The organism is Pontibacter mangrovi (assembly GCF_006385705.1).
Taxonomy (GTDB): domain Bacteria; phylum Bacteroidota; class Bacteroidia; order Cytophagales; family Hymenobacteraceae; genus Pontibacter; species Pontibacter mangrovi.
Genome location: NZ_VFRQ01000006.1, coordinates 182,683 through 204,548 on the forward strand (window position 1 = coordinate 182,683; position 21,866 = coordinate 204,548).

16 protein-coding genes are annotated in these 21,866 nt (G+C 43.2%); 14 read left to right on the forward strand and 2 right to left on the reverse strand.

Annotation, left to right across the window (positions count from 1 at the left end):
- Window positions 1-37: 37 nt before the first annotated feature.
- From FJM65_RS12665 to FJM65_RS12730, 14 genes are all read left to right on the forward strand, one after another.
- Window positions 38-526 carry a hypothetical protein gene (locus FJM65_RS12665; protein ID WP_140621906.1) on the forward strand — a complete coding sequence of 163 codons (489 nt, stop codon included), beginning with the start codon at window positions 38-40 and terminating at the stop codon, window positions 524-526.
- Window positions 523-1,362, forward strand: a complete 840-nt coding sequence (locus tag FJM65_RS12670) for an agmatine deiminase family protein (RefSeq protein WP_140621907.1) — start codon at window positions 523-525, stop codon at window positions 1,360-1,362. The genes FJM65_RS12665 and FJM65_RS12670 overlap by 4 nt, the downstream gene beginning before the upstream one ends.
- 14 nt (window positions 1,363-1,376) lie before the next feature.
- Window positions 1,377-2,582, forward strand: a complete 1,206-nt coding sequence (locus FJM65_RS12675) for a DUF4268 domain-containing protein (protein ID WP_140621908.1) — start codon at window positions 1,377-1,379, stop codon at window positions 2,580-2,582.
- Window positions 2,583-2,707: 125 nt separating this feature from the next.
- The gene (locus FJM65_RS12680; RefSeq protein ID WP_140621909.1) at window positions 2,708-2,902 is read left to right on the forward strand and encodes a helix-turn-helix domain-containing protein; all 195 of its coding nucleotides are present in this window, start codon (window positions 2,708-2,710) and stop codon (window positions 2,900-2,902) included.
- A gap of 2 nt (window positions 2,903-2,904) precedes the next feature.
- Entirely contained in the window at window positions 2,905-5,718 is a 2,814-nt protein-coding gene (locus FJM65_RS12685) for a type I restriction-modification system subunit M (RefSeq protein ID WP_140621910.1), read from the forward strand.
- Window positions 5,709-6,980, forward strand: coding sequence for a restriction endonuclease subunit S (locus FJM65_RS12690; RefSeq protein WP_140621911.1), 1,272 nt, complete (start codon window positions 5,709-5,711; stop codon window positions 6,978-6,980). The genes FJM65_RS12685 and FJM65_RS12690 overlap by 10 nt, the downstream gene beginning before the upstream one ends.
- The gene (locus tag FJM65_RS12695; RefSeq protein ID WP_140621912.1) at window positions 6,977-10,018 is read left to right on the forward strand and encodes a type I restriction endonuclease subunit R; all 3,042 of its coding nucleotides are present in this window, start codon (window positions 6,977-6,979) and stop codon (window positions 10,016-10,018) included. Before FJM65_RS12690 ends, FJM65_RS12695 begins: the two co-directional genes overlap by 4 nt.
- Complete coding sequence (locus tag FJM65_RS12700) at window positions 10,005-10,736, forward strand: M48 family metallopeptidase (RefSeq protein WP_140621913.1); 732 nt, start codon at window positions 10,005-10,007, stop codon at window positions 10,734-10,736. The genes FJM65_RS12695 and FJM65_RS12700 overlap by 14 nt, the downstream gene beginning before the upstream one ends.
- Window positions 10,737-10,805: 69 nt before the next feature.
- A complete protein-coding gene (locus FJM65_RS12705; RefSeq protein WP_140621914.1) occupies window positions 10,806-14,426 on the forward strand; it encodes a DEAD/DEAH box helicase in 3,621 nt (1,206 codons plus the stop codon).
- 1 nt (window position 14,427) lies between these two features.
- Window positions 14,428-15,180: a hypothetical protein gene (locus FJM65_RS12710; RefSeq protein WP_140621915.1), complete on the forward strand. Its 753-nt coding sequence runs from the start codon at window positions 14,428-14,430 to the stop codon at window positions 15,178-15,180.
- A gap of 30 nt (window positions 15,181-15,210) precedes the next feature.
- The gene (locus FJM65_RS12715) at window positions 15,211-16,131 is read left to right on the forward strand and encodes a phospholipase D-like domain-containing protein (RefSeq protein ID WP_140621916.1); all 921 of its coding nucleotides are present in this window, start codon (window positions 15,211-15,213) and stop codon (window positions 16,129-16,131) included.
- Between the two features lie 96 nt (window positions 16,132-16,227).
- Complete coding sequence (locus FJM65_RS12720) at window positions 16,228-17,349, forward strand: AAA family ATPase (protein ID WP_140621917.1); 1,122 nt, start codon at window positions 16,228-16,230, stop codon at window positions 17,347-17,349.
- A 98-nt stretch (window positions 17,350-17,447) separates the two neighbouring features.
- The gene (locus FJM65_RS12725; RefSeq protein WP_140621918.1) at window positions 17,448-19,139 is read left to right on the forward strand and encodes a DUF262 domain-containing protein; all 1,692 of its coding nucleotides are present in this window, start codon (window positions 17,448-17,450) and stop codon (window positions 19,137-19,139) included.
- Window positions 19,140-19,231: 92 nt separating this feature from the next.
- A complete protein-coding gene (locus tag FJM65_RS12730) occupies window positions 19,232-20,065 on the forward strand; it encodes a helix-turn-helix transcriptional regulator (protein ID WP_219855984.1) in 834 nt (277 codons plus the stop codon).
- Window positions 20,066-20,123: 58 nt separating this feature from the next.
- Here the strand turns inward: FJM65_RS12730 and FJM65_RS12735 are convergent, their stop codons facing one another.
- Together FJM65_RS12735 and FJM65_RS12740 are read right to left on the reverse strand one after the other, a co-directional pair.
- Window positions 20,124-20,525, reverse strand: coding sequence for a hypothetical protein (locus FJM65_RS12735; RefSeq protein WP_140621920.1), 402 nt, complete (start codon window positions 20,523-20,525; stop codon window positions 20,124-20,126).
- A gap of 90 nt (window positions 20,526-20,615) precedes the next feature.
- The gene (locus FJM65_RS12740; protein ID WP_140621921.1) at window positions 20,616-21,824 is read right to left on the reverse strand and encodes a hypothetical protein; all 1,209 of its coding nucleotides are present in this window, start codon (window positions 21,822-21,824) and stop codon (window positions 20,616-20,618) included.
- Window positions 21,825-21,866 lie beyond the last annotated feature (42 nt).

Consider the following 21,866-nt stretch of genomic DNA (forward strand, 5'->3'; position numbering starts at 1 on the left):
TTTTTCTCAAATACATTGCACATTAGGCAAAGATTTAATGACAGACCAGCAAAAAGAATTTTTGAGACTCCATATAATCTGCGGTGAGAATTTCGCAGCAATAGAGCAAAAGCTATCACTTCCAAGACCCACACTGACACAATGGTATGAGGAACTGCGACCTGAACGGGAGCGAATAGCCAAAATCAGGAAAATATGGACGACGAAGAAGTTCACACCTGTCTTTGAGGACTTCTATAAGTGGTATAACGAACTGGAAAGGAAGTGCCACTACTGCGATATTACCGAAAGCGAGATAGCCGAACTGCTCGAAAGCGGAAAGCTTGCAACAAAGCGCATCGCCACGAGGGGCAGGAAACTTGAATACGACCGCAAGGAGCCAAACCTGCCTTACAATGATTTAAAGAACATCGTCCTATGCTGTTATTGGTGCAACAACGCCAAGACAGACACTTTCACCTATGACGAGTTCAAAGAGGTAGGAAAGGTCTTCAAATCTATCTGGCAGCAACGTATGGCAAAATGATAACTGACGACCAAACCAACTTCCTTTATCTTGCTGATACGCTTCCGAAGATGTATCCCGATTTTTACCAGAACTTAGAGAAGGTGCTGACTGAGTGCAGCATAAGCTTTGAACTACTTCCTGGCACGAAGGATATATGGTCAAGGGATTATATGCCGATTCAGCTTGCTGCTGACAGGTTCGTGCAGTTCGTATTTGACCCCGACTATCTTCAAAGCAAACAGTGGCAGAAGACGATTTCCGACACCAATGCCATTTGTTCATCAATCGGTATTGTGCCAACAAAATCGGCTATCAAGGTCGATGGCGGAAACGTAGTTAGGGCATCAAATAAGGCTATTATGTGTGACAAGGTATTCACGGAGAACCCTCAAATACCAGAGAAAAAACTAATCAAAGCCTTACAGGAACATCTCGAAGTTGAGCGTATAGTCATAATACCTGCCGACTCGTCAGATAAAATCGGTCATGCCGATGGTATGGTGCGTTTTCTGGATGACAGAACGGTGCTAATAAATGATTACTCAAAAGAGAAACCTCAATTCCAGCGGAGCTTTCGCATGGCGCTGCACAACGCTGGTCTGGATTGGATGGAGATACCTTACAATCCTTATTGTAACGCAAAGCCAATACATGCAAATGGTGTATATATCAATTACTTGCAAATGAAAGAGGTGATTATATTACCAGTTTTTGGTATGAAGGAAGATGAGCAGGTTGTTAGGCAGTTTGAACAGTTATCCCCTGCGAGTAATATTGCGACAGTTGATAGCAACGACATCGCTGCGCAAGGTGGTGTATTGAACTGTATTACTTGGAATATTAAGAAAAGCTAATTAGAACATAAACTATGTACCTGATTGATAGAATTCTGAACCGCATCCAAAAACTTGAACAGAAGTCGTTCGGAGAACTTGGACTTCGGGAGCGACAACATTTACAAGAGTGGCTGGCTTACAACCCAGAAGCGCTTGGGGAAGAACTCCTGATAATCCAGAAGGAGTTTGATAAGTTCTCCGATACTAATGAACGCCTTGACTTGTTGGCTTTGGATAAGTCAGGCAACATAGTGGTAATTGAAAACAAACTTGATGATACAGGGCGTGACGTGACTTGGCAAGTGCAAAAGTACGCATCTTACTGCGCAACACTCACCAAAGAACAGATTCGTAGCATCTACCAACAGTACCTGGATAGACAAGGCTTGAATGAGGAAGCGGAAAGCAACCTTGCAGACTTCTTCAATTTAGAATATGACGAGATTACACTGAACCAAAGGCAAACACAGCGGATTATGATGGTCGCTGCTAACTTTAGGAAAGAAGTTACCTCAACCGTGCTTTGGCTGCTGGATTTTAACATTAGGATTCAGTGTTTCAAAACCACCCCATTCGTATTGGGAGACCAACTGTTCCTCACCTTGGAACAAATCATACCGACTAAGGACACAGAAGAGTTCGTAATCAGCATGGCTCAGAAGACAAAGGAGGAAATCACGACCCAAGAAGGGTTAAAATCTCGCCACCACATCAGGATGGAGTTCTGGAACAAGCTTCTACCACTTTTGAAAGGAAAGACGCCTATCTTCCAAAGCACCAGCGCAACCAAAGACCATTGGGTAAGCTCGGGAGGTACAGGAATCAGTGGTCTCGTTTACTCTTTTACCGTTACAAAATCCTATGCGGGTGTTTCGCTTACATTTGCCAAATCCAACAAGGACGAGAACAAGCTGCTGTACGATGAACTGATAAAATACAGAGACTCGATTGAGCGGGAGTTTGGAAGAACGTTGAAATGGGAGCGATTAGATGATAAGATTAGTAGTCGGGTCGGATTCTATGTATCAGGCGTGAGTATTTTTAACAGGGAGGATTGGGATAAAATGCTTGACTTTTTGCCAACAGATATGATTAAGCTGGAAAGAGCAATGCGTAAACCGTTGGTAGGTATAAAAAGGAACACGAAAATCACTGATGATTCTCAAGTAGATTTAATACCCGCTATCAATGATAATGATACTACTGTAATTGCTCCCCCTGTGCAGTCACCAAACTAAACCATGACTTATCCGATTTAATATGCCCTAAGGCGATGAAGCAGTTCATCGCCTTTTTTTATCTCAAAAAATAAGATATAGAATATTAATATATTATCTTGTGGTGTAACTTCAACCAGCACACCATGAACCGCATCAAGGAAGTCCTTACTGAGAAAGGGATGTCGCAGACGTGGCTTGCCCAACGCATTGGCAAGAGCTACAACATGGTCAACTCGTATGCGCAGAACAGGAAGCAACCACGCTTGGAAGTTCTGTGGTCAATAGCGGAGGTACTGGACATTGACGTGAAAGAACTTATAGTTTCCAATAAAAAATAATAATGGCGATTAAGAAATCAGAGCTGTACAGCAGCTTATGGAAAAGCTGTGATGAGCTTAGAGGGGGTATGGACGCTTCGCAGTACAAAGACTATGTGCTGACGTTGCTGTTCATCAAGTATGTGTCAGATAAGTACGCAGGCAAAGCCGATGGTCTTATTGAAATACCAGAAGGTGCCAGCTTCCAGGACATGGTGGCGCTGAAAGGTCAGAAAGACATCGGTGACCAGATTAATAAAAAAATCATCAAGCCGCTGGCGGAGGCAAACGGTTTGACAGGCACGATTGACCTGACCGACTTCAACGATGATGATAAGCTTGGGAGTGGTAAGGATAAGGTAGATAGGCTATCAGAGCTGATTAACATCTTCGAGAATCCTGCGCTTAACTTCAAGAACAACCGAGCGGAGGATGATGATATCCTGGGCGATGCCTATGAGTTCCTGATGCGCCACTTCGCCACTGAATCAGGCAAGAGCAAAGGGCAGTTCTATACGCCTGCCGAAGTATCACGAGTACTGGCAAACATCATTGAGGTGGACAAGGCTATAAGCCCCTCCTACTCTGTGTATGACCCTACCTGTGGCTCAGGTTCGCTATTGCTGAAAGTAGTGCAGGAGTCGCCTAAGGGCTTGAGTGTGTACGGTCAGGAAATGGACAATGCCACCAAAGCCCTGGCGGTGATGAATATGTGGCTGCACAACCACCCAGAGGCTTCTATCGAGAAAGGAAACACCATCTCCACACCTAAGTTCAAAGAGAAGGATGGCTCACTGAAACGTTTCGATTACGTGGTAGCCAACCCTCCTTTTTCCACCAAGAGTTGGAGCAATGGTATTTCTCCAATGGATGATGAATTCGACCGCTTCAAAGAGTACGGTATACCGCCAGACAAGAACGGTGACTATGCTTTCCTTCTGCACATTGTGGCATCTATGAAAAGCACAGGAAAGGCTGCGGTTATCTTGCCGCACGGTGTGCTGTTTAGAGGCAACGCAGAAGCAACCATCCGTAAGAACCTAATTGAGCGCAGATACATCAAAGGCATCATTGGTTTACCTGCCAACCTGTTTTATGGTACGGGTATACCTGCCTGTATCATCGTGCTGGACAAAGAAGGCGCTGACACACGTGAGGGTATCTTTATGATTGATGCCAGCAAAGGCTTCATCAAAGATGGCAACAAGAACAGGCTTCGTGAGCAGGATGTCCATAACATTGTGGATGCTTTCAAGAAGAACGCCACGGTTGATAAGTATGCCCGTTTCGTACCGTTTGCCGAGATTGAAGCGAATGAGTTCAACCTGAACATACCACGCTATATCGACACGCAGGAAGCAGAAGACATCCATGATTTGGATGCTCACTTGAATGGTGGTATACCGAACGCTGACATCGAATCGCTGAATAACTTCTGGAAAGTATACCCATCGCTGAAAGCAGAGATATTCGCTCCGCTGCGTGAGGGATACAGCCAGCTTAACATTGATGCCTCCGAGATAAAAGAAGCCATTTTCTCCCACCCTGAGTTCAAGCAGTTCAGCCAGGAAATGGAAGCGGTGTTCCATACATGGGTAGAAAAGAATAAGCCTGTGCTGTTGGGTATAGACGAAAATACGAAGCCAAAGGCGCTCATATACAACGTGGCGGAATCGCTACTGGAAGAGTATACCAATAAGCCTCTCGTGAACAAGTACGACATCTACCAGCACCTGATGGACTACTGGAACGAGACCATGAAGGATGATGCCTACCTGATTGTAGAAGAAGGATGGGTAGCAAAGCTGCGTGTGGTGAAGCAAACCAAAAAGGAAACTACCTATGACAGCGACTTGGTGCCAAAGCCGCTGGTGATAAACCGTTACTTCACCGAAGAATGGCAAGCCATACAGCAGCAGGAAGCCGAGCTGGAAAACCTGCAAAACGAGTTCAACACGATGGTAGAGGACAATAGCGGTGAGGATGGCATTTTTGATGATGCGGAAAGCAGCAGGGTGAACAAAGCCGAACTTGCAAGCAAGCTGGAAGAGTACGAGAACTTAGCATTTGCAGCCCATTTTAAAGATGGTTATGCTGCCTACCAGGAAGCTGTTACGGCATTAGAGCAATGCGAGAGCAATCTCACCAGCCTTTTGCAAGGAGAAACCACCATGAGCTTCTTCGATAAATGCCTTAACGCCAAGGGTAAGTTAGCAAAGGGTAATGTGCAGGATAGGTTAACTGAACTGCAAAAATTGCTTACCGCTTCGCCTTCAAACAGCAACGGACAGACAGGTTTGTTTCATACAGCTTCTGCGGACGCAACATCTCAGCCGAACGGTTTGGCAGCAGAGGTGAATTGCTTATCCGAGTACCTGGATTTAGTGGCAGAGCAATCGCAGTTAAAGAAAGTAGCTAAAACGCAGCGTCACAGCTTAAACAATTTACTGGAACTCCAACTGTTGCAGGCTCAGGAAGGTGAATACTTAGCCGAAATTAGAACGCTGCATACTTTGATGGAGCGGTTAGAAGCTATGAGCCAGTTATCAAACGCTATAAAAGAGGAATACAAGGTACTGGAAGAAAAGGTGTTGCTGAAGTATAAGCACCTGACTCCTGACGAAGTGAAAGTGCTGGTGGTGGATGATAAATGGCTGGCTACGCTTTATGCTACGGTACAGGGTGAAGTTGAAGCTATCTCCCATAGCCTGACGACCAGAATTAAAGATTTGGCAGAACGCTATGACATCACCTTAGGCGAAGTAGACAGCGCAGTAGCCGAGTTAACAGCTAATGTAGATGCTCACCTTCAAAGAATGGGATTGGTATGGAGTTGATAGCAGCAGAAAACAAAGCCCAAGTAAGGGAAGGATACAAGAAAACTGAGGTTGGGGTTATACCTAAAGATTGGGATGTTATTACCTTAGGTGATATTGGGGACACCATTATTGGGTTAACATACAAACCAGAAAACATCTGTAAAGATGGAACATTAGTACTGCGTTCCTCTAACATTCAAGAGAATGTTCTTACCTATAACGACAATGTTTATGTTAATTCAGTTATACCTGAAAAGCTCAGAACTAAAGTAGGTGATATACTGATTTGTGTTCGAAACGGTAGCAGAAATCTAATTGGTAAATGTGCTGTGATTGATAGTAAAGCCGAGAATGAATCATTTGGAGCTTTCATGTCGGTTTACAGGTCTTCAAGTTACGCATATGTCTATCATGCTTTTCAATCTAACATTATCAAAAAGCAGATTGAAGAGAACTTAGGAGCTACTATTAATCAAATCACTAACAAAGTTCTAAATTCTTTTAGAATACCATATCCACCATCTTCTACAGAAAGAGACTTAATAGCTAAAACTATAAGTGATGTTGATGCTTTAATCAACAACTTGGATAAGCTTATCACCAAAAAGAAAGCCATCAAACAAGGTGCGATGCAGCAACTGCTTAAATCTCCCAAGCAAGGTGGCAAACGCTTACCTGGGTTTGAGGGTGAATGGGTAGAGAAAACATTAGGTGAAGTTGCTGAGGTAATTAGTGGAGGAACTCCCAAAACCTCTGTAAGTTCATACTGGGCAGATGATATTTGGTGGTGTACTCCAACCGATATAACGAGCTGCAAAGGAAAATACATCACGACAACTGAGAAAAAGATATCAAAGTTAGCTCTCCAAAATAGCTCTGCAAATCTTCTACCTAAAGGCACATTACTGCTTTGCAGCAGAGCAACGATAGGTGTGGTTAGAATAGCTAATGTTGAAATTTCAACGAATCAAGGCTTCAAGTCATTATTATGTAATTCTAAGGTCATAAATAACGAATTTCTTTACTATCTAATATTAACAAAGAGAAATGAGCTTATTGAAAAAGCAATTGGCTCCACATTCCTTGAGATATCTAAGAAAGACACAAAGAATCTACCAATTACAGTTCCCCCGACACTACCTGAGCAAGAAGCTATTGCCACTATCCTATCCGACATGGATGCCGAAATAGAAAATCTTGAAAAGAAGAAGGCAAAGTACCAGCGCATAAAGCAAGGTATGATGCAGGAACTGTTAACAGGAAAAACCAGACTGGTATGAGCAACGATGTGGGAAAATCCGAACGGGAAACCCAAGACCGTATCAAAATTCTGTTTCAGCAGGAGCTTGGCTATCACTACTTAGGTGATTGGGAAAAGGAAGAGCGCACGCTGCCAGTAGAAACAGGCTTGCTGTTCAACTTCCTTACGGTGCAGCAGGGCTATTCCGCTACGTTGGCAAACAAAGCCATCGACACCCTCACCAAAGCCGCCTCAGACCTCACCAACGGACTGTATGCCGCCAACAAAGAGGTATATACCATGCTCCGTTATGGCGTGTCAGAGAAAGAGGAAGTAGGCAAGAACAAGGATACGGTCTGGTTAATCAACTGGAAAGAACCACATAAAAACCACTTTGCTATAGCCGAAGAGGTAACAGTGAAAGGCAAGCACAACAAGCGCCCAGACATCGTTATCTACGTCAACGGCATTGCGCTTGGCGTACTGGAACTAAAACGCAGCAAGTGTGGCGTTACGCAAGGTATACGCCAGAACCTGGACAACCAGAAACCCGAGTTCATAGAGCGTTTCTTCACCACCATGCAGTTGGTGCTGGCAGGCAACGACACACAGGGCTTACGCTATGGTACCATAGAAACACCCGAGAAGTATTACCTAAGCTGGAAAGAAGAAAGCAACAAGCAATACGATTACCTGCTGGATAAGCACCTGTCGCTGCTATGCGAAAAGAAACGCTTCTTGGAGCTGATACACGACTTTGTAGTGTTCGATGGTGGTATCAAAAAGCTGTGCCGCCCTAACCAGTTCTTCGGCATACGAGCCGCTCAGCAGCACGTGCGTGAACGTAAAGGTGGTATCATCTGGCACACGCAGGGCAGCGGAAAGAGTCTTACCATGGTCTGGCTCACCAAATGGATTCGGGAGAATGTGAAAGACAGCCGTGTGCTTATCATCACTGACCGAGACGAACTGGACGACCAGATACAAAAGCTGTTCCTTGGGGTGGATGAAAATATCTACCGCACCACCAGCGGCAAAGACCTGCTCCGTGTGCTGAATGAAAAGACACCATGGCTTATCTGTAGCCTGGTACATAAGTTCGGTCGGCAGTCAGAAGAAGGCGATGTAAACTCCTACATCGAAGAGCTGAAACAAAACTTAGCACAGGACTTTAAAGCGAAAGGCGACATTTACGTGTTCGTAGATGAGTGCCACCGCACCCAATCAGGCAAGCTGCACGATGCCATGAAAGCCATTCTGCCTGATGCCATGTTTATTGGTTTTACGGGTACTCCCCTGCTCAAAAAAGACAAGCAGAAAAGTATAGAGATATTTGGTCCGTACATCGGCAACCCTTACAAGTTCGATGAAGCCGTAGAAGATGGCGTGGTGCTGGACTTGCTCTATGAAGCACGTGATGTGGAGCAGTTCGTAACAGACCAGCAAAGCATAGACGAGTGGTTCGATGCCGAAACAAAAGGCTTGACCGATGTAGCCAGAGTGGAGCTGAAGAAGAAGTGGGGAACGATGCAAAAGGTGTTGGGTTCTAAGTCTCGGCTCGAAAAGATTGTCTTCGACATCATAAAAGACTTCAAAGTAAGACCTCGCTTATCCAGCGGTGAAGGCAACGCCATGCTGGTATCTGGCAGCATCTACCAGGCTTGCAAGTACTACGAGCTGTTCCAACAGTATGGCTTAAAGGAATGTGCTATTATCACCTCCTACAACCCCACGGCAGCCGACATCAAAGGAGAAGAAACAGGCGAAGGCTCCCCTACCGATAAGCTGTTGCAGTACGAGGTATACCAGAAGATGCTCAACGGCAAAACGCCCGAGCTATTCGAGGACGAGGTGAAGACCAAGTTCAAGAAAGAACCAGCTAAGATGAAGCTGCTTATCGTGGTGGACAAACTGCTCACAGGCTTCGATGCGCCATCTGCTACCTACCTCTACATCGACAAGAGCATGCAAGACCACGGCTTGTTCCAAGCCATTTGCAGGGTGAACAGAGTCGATACAGAAGATAAGGAGTACGGTTATATCGTGGACTATAAAGACCTGTTCAAGAGCCTAAAGAAGTCTATTAAAGACTATACCTCTGGTGCTTTAGATGATTATGATTCGGATGATGTGAAAGGCTTGCTTGTTGACCGACTGGAAAAGAGCCGAGAGGATTTGGACACCGCTTTGGAAACGGTGAAAGCCATGTGCGAACCCGTGTTTCCAAAAGACGAGCCAACCTTTATCCGATTCTTCTGTGGCAACACAGAAAACCGAGACGACCTGAGCAAGACCGAGGAAAAACGTGTAGCCCTCTACAAAGCCACCGCTTCCCTGATGCGAGCCTATGCCAACATCGCAAACGAGATGGAAAAGGCTGGCTATACCGCAGAGCAGGCACAGAAGATAAAGGAAGAAGTCAAATACTACTCCGACCTGCGTGATACCATCAAGAACGCCAGTGGTGACTACGTAGACCTGAAACGCTATGAGCCTGGTATGCGCCAACTCATGGACATGTACCTGTCAGCCAACAGCAGCAAAAAGATATCCGACTTCGAGAACAAATCGCTGGTACAGCTTATCCTGCAAGTAAATGAGGACGAAGGCGAGTACAAGAAAAACGATAAGAAGAAGCAGGAAGCAATGGCAGAGACCATCGAGAACAACATGCGGAAGGTGATTATCGAAGAATCGGCTTCCAACCCGAAGTACTACGAGAAGATGTCTAAGTTGCTGGACGAGCTGATACAGCAACGCAAAGCCGCTGTGATAGCCTATAAGGAGTACCTGGATAAGATAGCGAAGCTGGCAGAGCAGGTGGAGCAGCCAGCCAAAACATCAGATTACCCCACTCCCCTTACCACCAAAGGCAAACGAGCTTTGTATGACAACTTGGACAAAGACCTGACACTTGCTTTAGCCGTGGACAGCATCATACAGACCACCAAGATGGACGATTGGCGTGACCATTGGCTGAAAGAAAAGAAGCTTCGGTTGGCTGTAAACGAGGTGCTGAAAGATGAAGAGAAAGCAGAGGAGTTGATGAAAATTATCAGGGAGAATGACGAGTACTAAGCAGGAAACGATACAGATAGCCAACATAGAGGTAGACATAGTACGAAAAGCGATAAAGAACATGCACTTGGCGGTTTACCCTCCGACAGGTAGGGTTCGCTTAGCCGCCCCATCGCACACCGATAGCGAAGTGATACGCCTCTTTGCCATCTCCAAGCTGGGCTGGATAAAGAAGCATATCAAGAACTTTCAGAACCAGGAACGGGAAACGCCACGTGAGTACATCTCAGGCGAGAGCCATTACCTATTCGGTCAGCGCTACCTGCTCAACGTGATAGAACGGGATGGCTATAACAAGGTGGAGTTCAAAAATAACCGCCAAATCAACTTGTATGTTCGACCTGGCGCTACGCTGGAAGAAAAGGCGAAAGTACTGAAAGAGTGGTATCGAAAGCAGTTGAAAGCCATTGTACCAGACATGATAGCAAAATGGGAAACTGTAATTGGTGTGAAAGCCGACAGTTGGGGTGTGAAACAGATGAAGACCAAATGGGGAGCCTGTAACATCGAAGACAAGCGCATCTGGCTTAATTTGCAGTTGGCGAAGAAGCCGAAAAACTGCTTAGAGTACATCATCGTCCACGAGCTGGTTCACCTGCTCGAACGCCACCACAACGACCAATTCATAGCCTACATGAACCAGTTCATGCCGAATTGGCGGCAGCACAGGGATGAACTGAATAGGTTGCCTGTGTCGCATAGTGATTGGGAGTATTGATTACATGCATCACCTACTACTTAAGATTTTAAAAGCTTACTATATAAGACAAACTTTTACCTTTTAGCCATGACTGTTTTTAGAGCAGGTTACTATGTTGACGAGCTTAATGAACGCCTGAGACAAATTGCAGGAGATGATGTGCTTAGCAGGTTTTACACAAACAGCCTGTTTTTCACAATATCGAATCTACCTGAATACATAAACTACAATGAAGCCTCTCCCCTACTTAAAGTTGCTTGGAACCTCGTAACCAGAGGAACTCCAACAAGAGCTTCAATTAGCTTAAGCACATCAGTTCTGTCTGCGCACCTACCTGAAGCTTTCTTAGGATTCTCAAGTGATAAGGCAGTTACCACAGCCAAGTTTGATGATGCTTTTTTCGAGGATTTAGATGAAGAGTTAGTGTGTCAACTTCTAAACCACTTTAACTCCTGCACTATTGAGGATGTAGTGGAGCTTGGCTCAAAGTACCTGGCATTGTACAAGGTGCTGTACGACTTCATAGTTGCCGCACAGGTGCAGACTGCGACTCTACTTTCTTTACTTGATGTTGCTTATGAGAATGTTGCTAAGGTTCAGCTAAACCGACTACAGGCACCATTAGCAACCGCTATAATTCAGGATTTAAACGAACTTTTTACTGCGCTTAACTCTCTGGCTTCTAACAATGAAGTTAAGATACCGATACTCGAAATCAGCACTGATACAGATGCAATCAGAATAAGCACAGACGCAAAAGATAGAAACTGTCGAGCAATCAGTAGCTTTATTACCCATGACCCTGATGAAGACTATTACTGTAGAGTATTAACAGACAGGCGAGTTAACTATGCTAAGTTAGGAAAGGTTATCGAGCAGGAAGTTAACGATAAATACACGCAACATTTCGAGTACAAAACAAAGAAGCAGGAGAAGGCATTACTATATTTTCTGAACAATATTTTCAGGAAGACAAAATTTAGGGCTGGTCAGGAAGCCATCATCAACAGAGCAATACAGGGAAAAGATGTTATAGGGTTGTTACCGACTGGCGGTGGTAAGTCACTTACCTATCAAATATGCGCTATTCTTCATCCTGGGGTAACCATTGTCGTTGACCCTATCAACTCGTTGATGAAAGACCAATACGATAAGCTGATTGAGAACGGCATCACCAGGACAGCTTTCATCAACTCTTTCAACACCAAAGACGAAAGACAGAAGAACATCGAAAGCCTTACCGAAAGCAAGTTTTTAATCCTTTTCGTTTCACCAGAGCGCTTTCAAATTGAGGTGTTCAGAAGCTCGCTTTATAGTTGCATAAACAACGGAGTGTACTATAGCTACGCTGTGATTGATGAAGCACATTGCGTATCGGAATGGGGGCATGACTTTAGACATACCTACTTAAAGCTTGCGCAGAACCTGAAAAGGTTTTGTAAACCTAAGAGCGGTAACCTGACGCTGTACGGTTTAACCGCAACTGCCTCTTTCGATGTGCTTGCTGACGTGCAGCGGGAACTTGAAATGGAAGAAAACGCCATTGTAAGTCTTCCTGCGGAAGCAATCGACAGGAAAGAACTCAATTTTGAAATATTAAAAGTCGACACACCTGTATCTGAAGGCATTGAGTATTGGCAGCGCGAAAAGGCTTTAGGAGTAGACAAATACTCCATTATCAAGAGGACTATAGAACAGCTACCTGAAAAAATAAAGAAGCATGAAAAAAACTATGGCTACCTAAATCAAGTTTCGTATTTCTTTCAACCAGAAGACAATACTTACAGAAACGCTGGCGTAATCTTCTGTCCGACTAAATCCAATAAGCTTCCAAATGGTGTCATATCGCTCAACGATTATCTGAAGAAGCTAACTTATTTAAAAACAGGAACATTCTTTGGCAGCTCTGATGATGATACAATAAAAGATGATAGAATAGAGAGTGAGGCAGTGCTGTCGTATCAGAACCAGGATGATTTCATAAGGAACAAATCAAACCTTATGATAGCTACTAAGGCTTTCGGTATGGGTATTGATAAGCCCAACATTCGTTACTCTATCCATTACTCCTTTCCAAATTCTGTGGAAAGTTTCTACCAGGAAGCTGGTCGAGCTGGCAGGGATGGCTACCCATCTATCTGCTCGATAGTCTATCATCCTGCTGATATTCAGACAAACTACGACTTCTATCGAAACGCATTTAAAGGTATAGAACGGGAGAAGCAGATTATAAATGAGCTTTTGGAAGAGGTTAAGTATGAAGATAACTTTTATGTTAATGTTCTGAATCGGCAGGTTCAAGATAAGTTTCCTGAGGTTAGCTCAATTAAGCTTTATAAGGACAGATATCTTTATGTAAATGGTGCATGGAAAGATGACCCCACAAAGAGAATCACAATAGGGAATATTGATTTAGAGCGAGATTTAAGAAGCTATCCTGATGCTGTAAAAAACTTTGACGCTGTTAAAGCTACTGAAATCCTGAATTACGCTAAGGGTATATTGAGGCATGAGGTTTCAGATGGAGATTATCTGGAATGGTTGCGAACAAAATCAACCGATGGTATCAAAACCATGCTTCAAAACCAACACAGAGAGAACTACATCCTCAAAATTGGTTTTACTAACGATACCATCACGAAGATGAAGGAAGTACTGGTAAGTGTGGGGTATGAAGATTTTGAAGAAGTAGTGATAAGAGCGGCTTATAATTTCAGCTCAAGCGAATACGACTTCATATCAAACCTGGCGTACCAATACGGTAAGTTTACTGGGTTCAGTAGAAAACTTAACCTAAATGCCGATACAGTTGAATACCTTCAAACGAACTACCATAAAATCAGGAATGCATCAGATACTCAACGAGCTATTTACAGAATGTCGATAGCTGGCATCATTGATGATTATGTGATTGACTATGTGGGTCGCTTTATTGAGGTAAGGTTTAAAGCCAAGACAGACCAGGAATATAGAAATAACTTTGAAAAATATTTAAGGAGGTATCGTGGTAATCAAACAACAAAAATATGGCTAAGCAAAGTTGAAGAGAAAGAAGATGCCACTATCTTAGAAAAGGTGTTATATACCTTGATTGAATTTATAGATATAGAAATCTCTAAGAAGAGAAAAATGTCTATAGACTACATGCAGGGTCTTTGCAATATAGGCTTTGAACAGGGAGATAAAGCATTTAGGGAGAACATTATCTACTACTTCACTTCTAAGTATGCAAGGGTTGACTATCTTCCTAAGGATACTGATGGCGGAAAGATTGAAAATGCTGGAATCGTAAAAAAATACTTAGATTATATTTCTGAGCCACCAGACGGACTGGGTGGTGAAATTGACAATGCCAAACATTTACGAGGTGCCTGCGCTAACCTTCGTATCTCCATGACAGAGGATAACGCAAGTATCGACCTACTTACCTCCTACAGCTTGTTTGCTTTAGATACAAAAGAATCAGACACAGCAGTCGCAATAGACCGTCCATTAGTAAATCAGGCTATTGAGCTTTATCGAAAAGGCTTCAAACGCTTATTGCAGTTAGAAGACTGGGCTATATGCAAAGAACTAATTAAAGTCTTTAATAATAAGGTACTGGATATCAACCCAGCCATCAAGCCGCTCATTAGCCCACTGACTAATGAGCTGTTGCTGAACCGTACCGTTTTCAGATTAAACCAATTCCTAAATAAAGTATCCTAAAATGGAAGAGACTATAAAAATCCAGGAAGAGTTTGAGAGCCTGATTGAACAGTTAGAGCGACTTAGAAGCATTAACGACATTACATCTTCGAATGCGGAAAGCGCAATTAAAGTAATTTCAGAGGTAGATACCTTTGTACAAAGTACAAAGGATTATAAAGAGTCTGTAGAAGCTGACTTAAGGGCAAAGTCGGAAAAAATTGATGAACTGTTGTCTGAGTTAGAGAAGTCAGTTCAAAAGATGGATTCCGAGGCACATAAGTTATCTTCCTCTATTAATCAGTCATTCAATGACTTTAAGACTGCTACCTCTGATGAGTTCCATACTGATATATCAGAGTTAAGAAATGTCTTTCAAGATAGCATTGATAGAATCGGAAGCCTCAAGACCGAACTGAACAATGCTCTCATGTCCCATAGGACTTTGACATTAGAAGCAATAGAAACAGGTAGAACTGAGACTTCAAATAAGTTAAATAAAGTAAAGTCTGAGGTCAATAATGGGCTGATGTCACATAGAGCTTTATTCTTAGAAGCGATTGACAAGAGCAAAACTGAAACCCTAAATGAAATTAGATATGTAAAGCACCAGGTTTCTAATACGAGCAATCAGCTTTCTAACACTATTCAAACACTAAATAAAAACTTACTTGAAGAACAAGCTTTATTGCGTAAAGGCGTGGAAATAAACAGGTACATTCTGATATTCAATGCGGTCGCTTTGTCTATAATTTTAGCTTTCCTGTTTCTGTAGCACCTTTCTTATTCAGTCACTACTTAAAAAATGAAAATACTACAACCTCATAGGATTAGTACGGAAATTCTCGACCTAATCTATGATGCGAAACAATACTTAATCATCGTATCACCCTACGTTAATTTCAGGAATTGGCAGCGGCTGGCAGATGAGTTGGTCAAAGCAAAGAACCGTGGCGTAAGGATAGACTTCTTCGTGCGCAACGAACCAGAGAACGCTGCCAGTTGGGAGCAGGTCGAAAGTTTGAGTATTACACCACGGCTGGTAAATAACCTACACGCTAAGTTCTATTTTAACGAAAAAAACGGTGTGATATCCTCCATGAACCTGCTATCCAGTTCTAACAGCAACTCCATTGAGATAGGCTGTAAGTTGGAAACCAATGACGAACTGGACGAGCTAAAGAGATTTGTGAAAGACTTCGTAATCACTAATGAGGTACGTGAAAAGCCTAACGAGGACGATTTATATCTGAGTAAGGAGAAGTTCAAAGTGGTACTTGAGGGCTACATCGCCAATGACACGAGAAGTAGCACCAGAGTCTACTTTAAAAATGGTATCCTCAACATCAAAGCGTGTTCTAACAGTTTCTCGCTGTCGATAGATAAGGTTCATAATAAGGTGTATGTAGATGCCATACTTTCCCAGGACGAGGCGAGCATGTACCAGTCAGAGGCAGCAAAACACCTACGGAATGGATACCTGACCCATGAGTTAATTGCGGGAGGTAATGGTTACCACAACATGATTGGAGCCTACTCTAACACCAGGCTATCGAACTCCTACCTGGACAACCTTCGGGTGAATGAGAAGAAGGAATTGATTGTGGCTATATCTGAGTTCATAAAAGGAGTAACAAGCTTCAAAGATGCCTGCTATGACATTAAAAAGGCTGAGAAGGAAGCTGACAGAGCCAAAGCAAAAGAAGCTGACACAGAGGCTAAATAAACAAATTCTGTTTTTCCTAATCTGTAATATTCACAGCGACACACTTTGGCGTTCTGCCAGTCTACCTTTGGAGCATAAAGCTAAAACACGCTTCTTATGCATCCAGAGAACTACAGCCTTAGCAACCTCAGGCGGAAAAACTTCGAGTTAGAAAAAGTAGAAGCAAAGATAAATGCCACGGACATCTTTGCCGAGCGGCAAGGCATCTATCTGAACGAGTTCAACCTGTTTGTGGCTCGTTTCAATCAGATTCCCATCTTCATCCATGAAATAAACATTGACTGCATCAAAGCCAATAAGTGGTTCCTGGACACATATGCCGCCATTGTTCAGGACTTCTATTACACAAAAAGGTACTATGACGAAAACAGAAAGCCCACGCTGGATGATGTCGTGTACTTCCTGTACGAAGACCTGATGGTGTGCCTGGACTCGAACTACTCCACCGTTCGCTTCCTTTTTAATCAGACGGATGTTTCCAAGGTTGAGGAAATCGTCAACGGCATCCACAAACATAAGCACAGAAAGGAAAGAAGAAAGCCTACCATCTCTGTGCTGGTAAACACGAACAGGGGAATTGCAACAAAGTCGCTGAAGGTAACAAAGCCTAAGCTGAGCATTGAGGATAACTACAATGAGGATTTCAAAGAAGTCCACGAGACCATCCTGAAAAGGCTTACCAGGAAAAACGATAAGGGCATTGTGTTGCTGCATGGAAAGCCAGGCACTGGTAAGACATCCTACATCCGCTACCTGATTGCTTCCACTAAGAAGAACGTGATTTTCCTGCCGCCCAACATGGCAACCGCCATCACCAATCCAGACCTGATTTCCATCCTGATAGACAACCCGAACTCCATCTTCGTGATAGAGGATGCCGAGAATATTGTGGTAGACAGGGAAAAAAGCGGTGGCTCGCCTGTCTCTACGCTACTTAATATTTCAGATGGGTTGCTGTCCGACTGCCTAAACATACAGATTATCTGCTCCTTCAACACGGACATCTCCAAGATAGACAGCGCACTCCTGAGAAAAGGGAGGCTTATCGCTAAGTATGAGTTCAGGGAACTGGCAACCGAAAGGGCAAATTTGCTTTCCCAGAAGTTAGGCTTTGAGTCTAACTTCAGCGCACCTGCCACATTGACAACAGTTTACAATCAGACTGAGAAGGACTTTAAGTACTTAGCAACAAATAAATTAATAGGATTTAAGACATAACCTGTATTAAATACTTAATAAAAACTATATTTGAATATATTGTTCCCATTTTTAACAACATTAAACGGCATAAAGCCTCTATCACAAACTTTAAGGATATGGAAGCATCTTCGACTATCAAAAAAGTATTAGCAGAAAGCAAAATCTTTGTGCCTACTTACCAACGGGCATATTCATGGGAAACCGAAACTGACTCCCGTGAGAAAGGAAAGCAAACAAATGTTTTTCTTTCCGATTTGGAGGACTACATTAAAAGCTCAACCAAAACACCTTATTATTTCGGTCACTTCCTGTTTCAAAAATGTGACAACGATGCGTATGGCGTGATAGACGGGCAACAGAGACTTACAACAGTTGTCATTTTTTTATCAGCGTTATTCAATCGGCTGAAATCTTTAAGAAAGCTATCCGAAGACGAAGAAGGTTCTCTGGAAGATATGGTAAAGAGAAGGTCAGTGTACAAGTTTGATACCGTAGAGTATGATAAGCAGCTGTTCAGAGATTATGTGATTGACAGGTCTAAGGTTGACAAGTGCAACCTTGAAACGGAATCCGCTAAACGTATAGTGAGGGCATCAGACTTCTTCACCAACTACCTATCGAATAAAGAAGAAGAATACCTGACCAAGATGCTCAGTGCTATCCAGAATGCCTCTTGTACAACTCACCCCGTAACAGACGAAGCTGAGGCTATCCAAATGTTTATCTTCCAGAACAACAGAGGCAAAAAGCCTTCTAACCTGGAAATAATCAAAGCGGAGTTCATGTACAACATTCATCTCTACGGTGGGGAGGAAAAGGATAGTCTAATCGAAGAGGTGAAGTACAGGTTCGAAAGAATCTATAAATCTATTTCTTCTATCGAATACCGCATCAACGAAGATGATGTATTAGTTTATACACTGAGGGTTTACTTCAATTCCCTAAGTGAAGCAAACGCAACTGATAAAATCAGCAGCATCCTGAGTAAAGGTAATCCCATTCAGTTCATAAAAGAATTTACCCATTCCTTAGCAAACAGCTTTGAGCACTTAACAACCTTCTTTGGGAAAGACGAAAGAAATAACCATGAAATCCATTCTTTAGTATCTCTTGGCGGTATTGGCATCGCTATTCCGTTCATCATAAAAGCCTATACCTTTGGTCTTGATATTAATGACAAAAGCAAGCTATGTGCCTCATTGGAATCGATTATTCTTCGCCATCGCTTAATCAGAACTAAGGCTGACCTGGCATCGCGTCTGAATGATGTATACCAGAACTTTACCAAAGAGAACCGAGACATCAACCCGATAATCGGGAGAATCGAGTGGATGAAAAATGTTCCTCGGGAATCCTGGTGGTGGGCATACTGGAACAATGCTGAACTCGAAAGGTCTATGCAGGGCAGATTGCATCACTCTTCAGCAAAATACCTGCTTTGGAAGTATGAGAACCAGCTTGCAAGCCAAGGAAAGGGTGGCTATAAAAACATACGTTTTGATAGCATTGAAAAGCCTCATTTAGAGCATATTGCGCCTCAAACAGAGAATCCAGCCTCTGGCTACTGCGACTATGACGAAGAGTTTAGGAATCAGTACCTTGACTGCTTAGGGAACTACCTGTTGCTGTCTGAAACCCATAACTGCTCGATTGGAAATTTACCTTTCGAAATAAAGCGAGAAACCTATAAGCACCTTGCACAGCAACGAGAGATACAAGACCTTACTACCGACACTCAGGTTTGGACTAAAGAGCTAATTAACCAGAGGAAAACCAAAATCACTGATTTTGTATTAAGCACCTTATAGTGTCCAAAAGAGGTTACATATCCAGGTATCTACTGATTCTCCGTAGGCTGAAATCAAAGTCTTATACAACGTATGAGGAACTACTCAGCTATATGGAGAATCAGTTAGACTACCTGCAAATGCAGGATGACAGGCTCAGTATGGGTATTTCCAAGCGTACACTGCAACGGGATATCCATGACATCAGGAACCTCTTCGGCATCGACATAGAGTACTCCAAATCGCCCAAAGGTTACTTTATCCAGCAGACTGAGGCGGAGAACATGAACTTCCAGCGCATGATGGAAGCCTTTGATATGTTCACATCCCTTAATCTGGCGCATGACCTGAAACCATACATCCATCTGGAAACACGTAGACCTCAGGGAACAGAGAATCTCTACGGTCTTCTGCATGCCATCAAGAACAGGTGCGTTATTCGTTTTACCTACCATAAGTTCTGGGAGGATGATTCCAGTATCCGCACAGTTGAACCCTATGCACTGAAAGAGTTCAGAAACAGGTGGTACCTGATGGCAAAAGACAAAAAGGATGGATATGTCAAAAGTTTTGCTCTTGACCGCCTTTCCTTGCTTGAGATTACCATCAGCACGTTTACCTATCCACCTGATTTTAATGTTGATAATACTTACCGCTACTGCTTCGGCATCATCAGCCCAAGCGATGAAGAGCCGCAGGATATCGTCCTCTCCTTCGACCCGTTCCAGGGGAAGTACATCAATACACTGCCGCTGCACAGTTCTCAGCAGGTTTTAATTAACAATGATGATGAGTTCAGGATAAAGCTGAGGCTATGCGTCACCTATGACCTTGTGATGGAACTGCTGTCTTTTGGCGATAACTTGAAGGTGATAGAACCTCAATCCTTGGCTGATGATATAAAAACCGCGCATAAGAAGGCTTACAGCCAGTATCAAAAAGCTTAGATAGCTGAAGGTTCATGTTGGTTTTAGATTTCTTTCTTCCTGGCTATTATCGTTAACACTATATCGTCTTCAAAGTTTTGTCAACCGACTCGGATATATCAGGTTGAATTAAATCATTAAGCTTCTCCTTCCTGATTTCAAAGATATTTTTGTCGTAGTACAGGGTGGCGTACACCGCACCAACGGAGTGGTCATAATAGGCATGTAGCTCCTTTTTATCATTCAGTTTGAATGTACCATCACCAGCCTCATCATAGACAGCGAAGACAAACCTTGTGCTGTTTCCAACCTTTGCGTATCGCTTAATGAGAGACAGTTGGCTGTCGTGTATCGGCTTTGGAACATGGCATCTGTACCTCCACTCATTGTTCTCATCTATCGCTGTTGCTGTATAGTATATAGCGAAGCCTGTTCCACATTCGCTTCGTTCTTTCTTTATCGTCTTTAGGTTACTCAACATAAATTTATTGTTTATCTACTGTCTGTTACACCTGTTATATTCTGAAAAGAGAAATAGTTGTGTCAGACTTGGAGATTTTGCCAGTTAATTTCAGGCTGCCTCGAATGCACACATGTTGTCAGCATATAGCCTTGTAACATAGTCTACTTCCAGCGATGGCGTTATGCTGTACTCCCTGTCAAAATAGTATTTAATTTCATCCATGACCTCTGTGATATGCTCAGGGAGAGTCAATATCGAATCATGTATGGTGGTTAGGAACGTGCTTTTGCGCATCAGCTTTTTCACCACTTTCTTTATCATGATATCAGCTTCAGTGGTCTGCATCAGGCGACTCAACCGTGTGTAATCATTCGCCTTGTAATGCTTAATGACAGCGTATACGTTAGGAAACTTCTGCCTGAAATACTCTGAGTCTTTGCTTTTGTCAGCCCATCCGTTGCGGCAATAGAACAGAGTGGCAAACAGCATCTGCTTGAACGCTTTCCTGTCACCCACGAAGTTCATCTCAGCCATCAGCACATTATAAAGTTTACCCTCACTGCACAGGTCGATGTACTCCTGCACGTCTGCTGGTAGGTTATTATTGTAATAGTCCACCAGAAGGCTACAGAAGATGAACGGCTGCGAGTTTCTGATGTCGATGTTGACCAATGGCGTATCAGGGTACTTTTTGTGGTATAGGAACTGGCGCAGTGACCTTGAAAGGTTGGTGATGAAGGTATATACACGCCCTGTTACATAATCTGGCTTAAAGCAGAAATTCCTGTTTACGATATTCTGGATAGCGGCAAAGTCAGCGTTGCGCTTGCATAGCATCACTGATTTCAGGTAATCAGCCTCATTTAAAAGAAGGCTGTCGTACTTATCTTCGTCTTTCAAAGAGATGGAGTAGAAGTCAACATCAGGGTAATCCTCTATTGCTTGTTTAAAGCTGCCATACAAGCCCTCTGACGGCAGTGAGTCGATTAATTGGGTAGTCCTGTCATATTTTGCATCAATGTACTGTAGCGCCTCCTGATGGCGTATTTCGATGTACTTTAACTGTGACCTGATATAGCTCTCAGGCTTGGACGCTGTGACATGTTTTACTTTGTTGAGTTTAGCCGCAAAGGTATCTTTCAAAATCATTATCTCCACTGCCTTCGAATTATACGCCATAGAGATATCATAGCCTCGTGACACCACACCAGGCTCATATTGGTTATCGGTGATGATAACACCCCATTCCAGCAGGTCGTCAACTATTATCTGGTAGTAATCAGCGCCCAATACATCTCTTAATGTAGTGGCTTTCAAAGGCACAAGACCATTCCTTTTCGGAGTGGAGAATATCTTCTG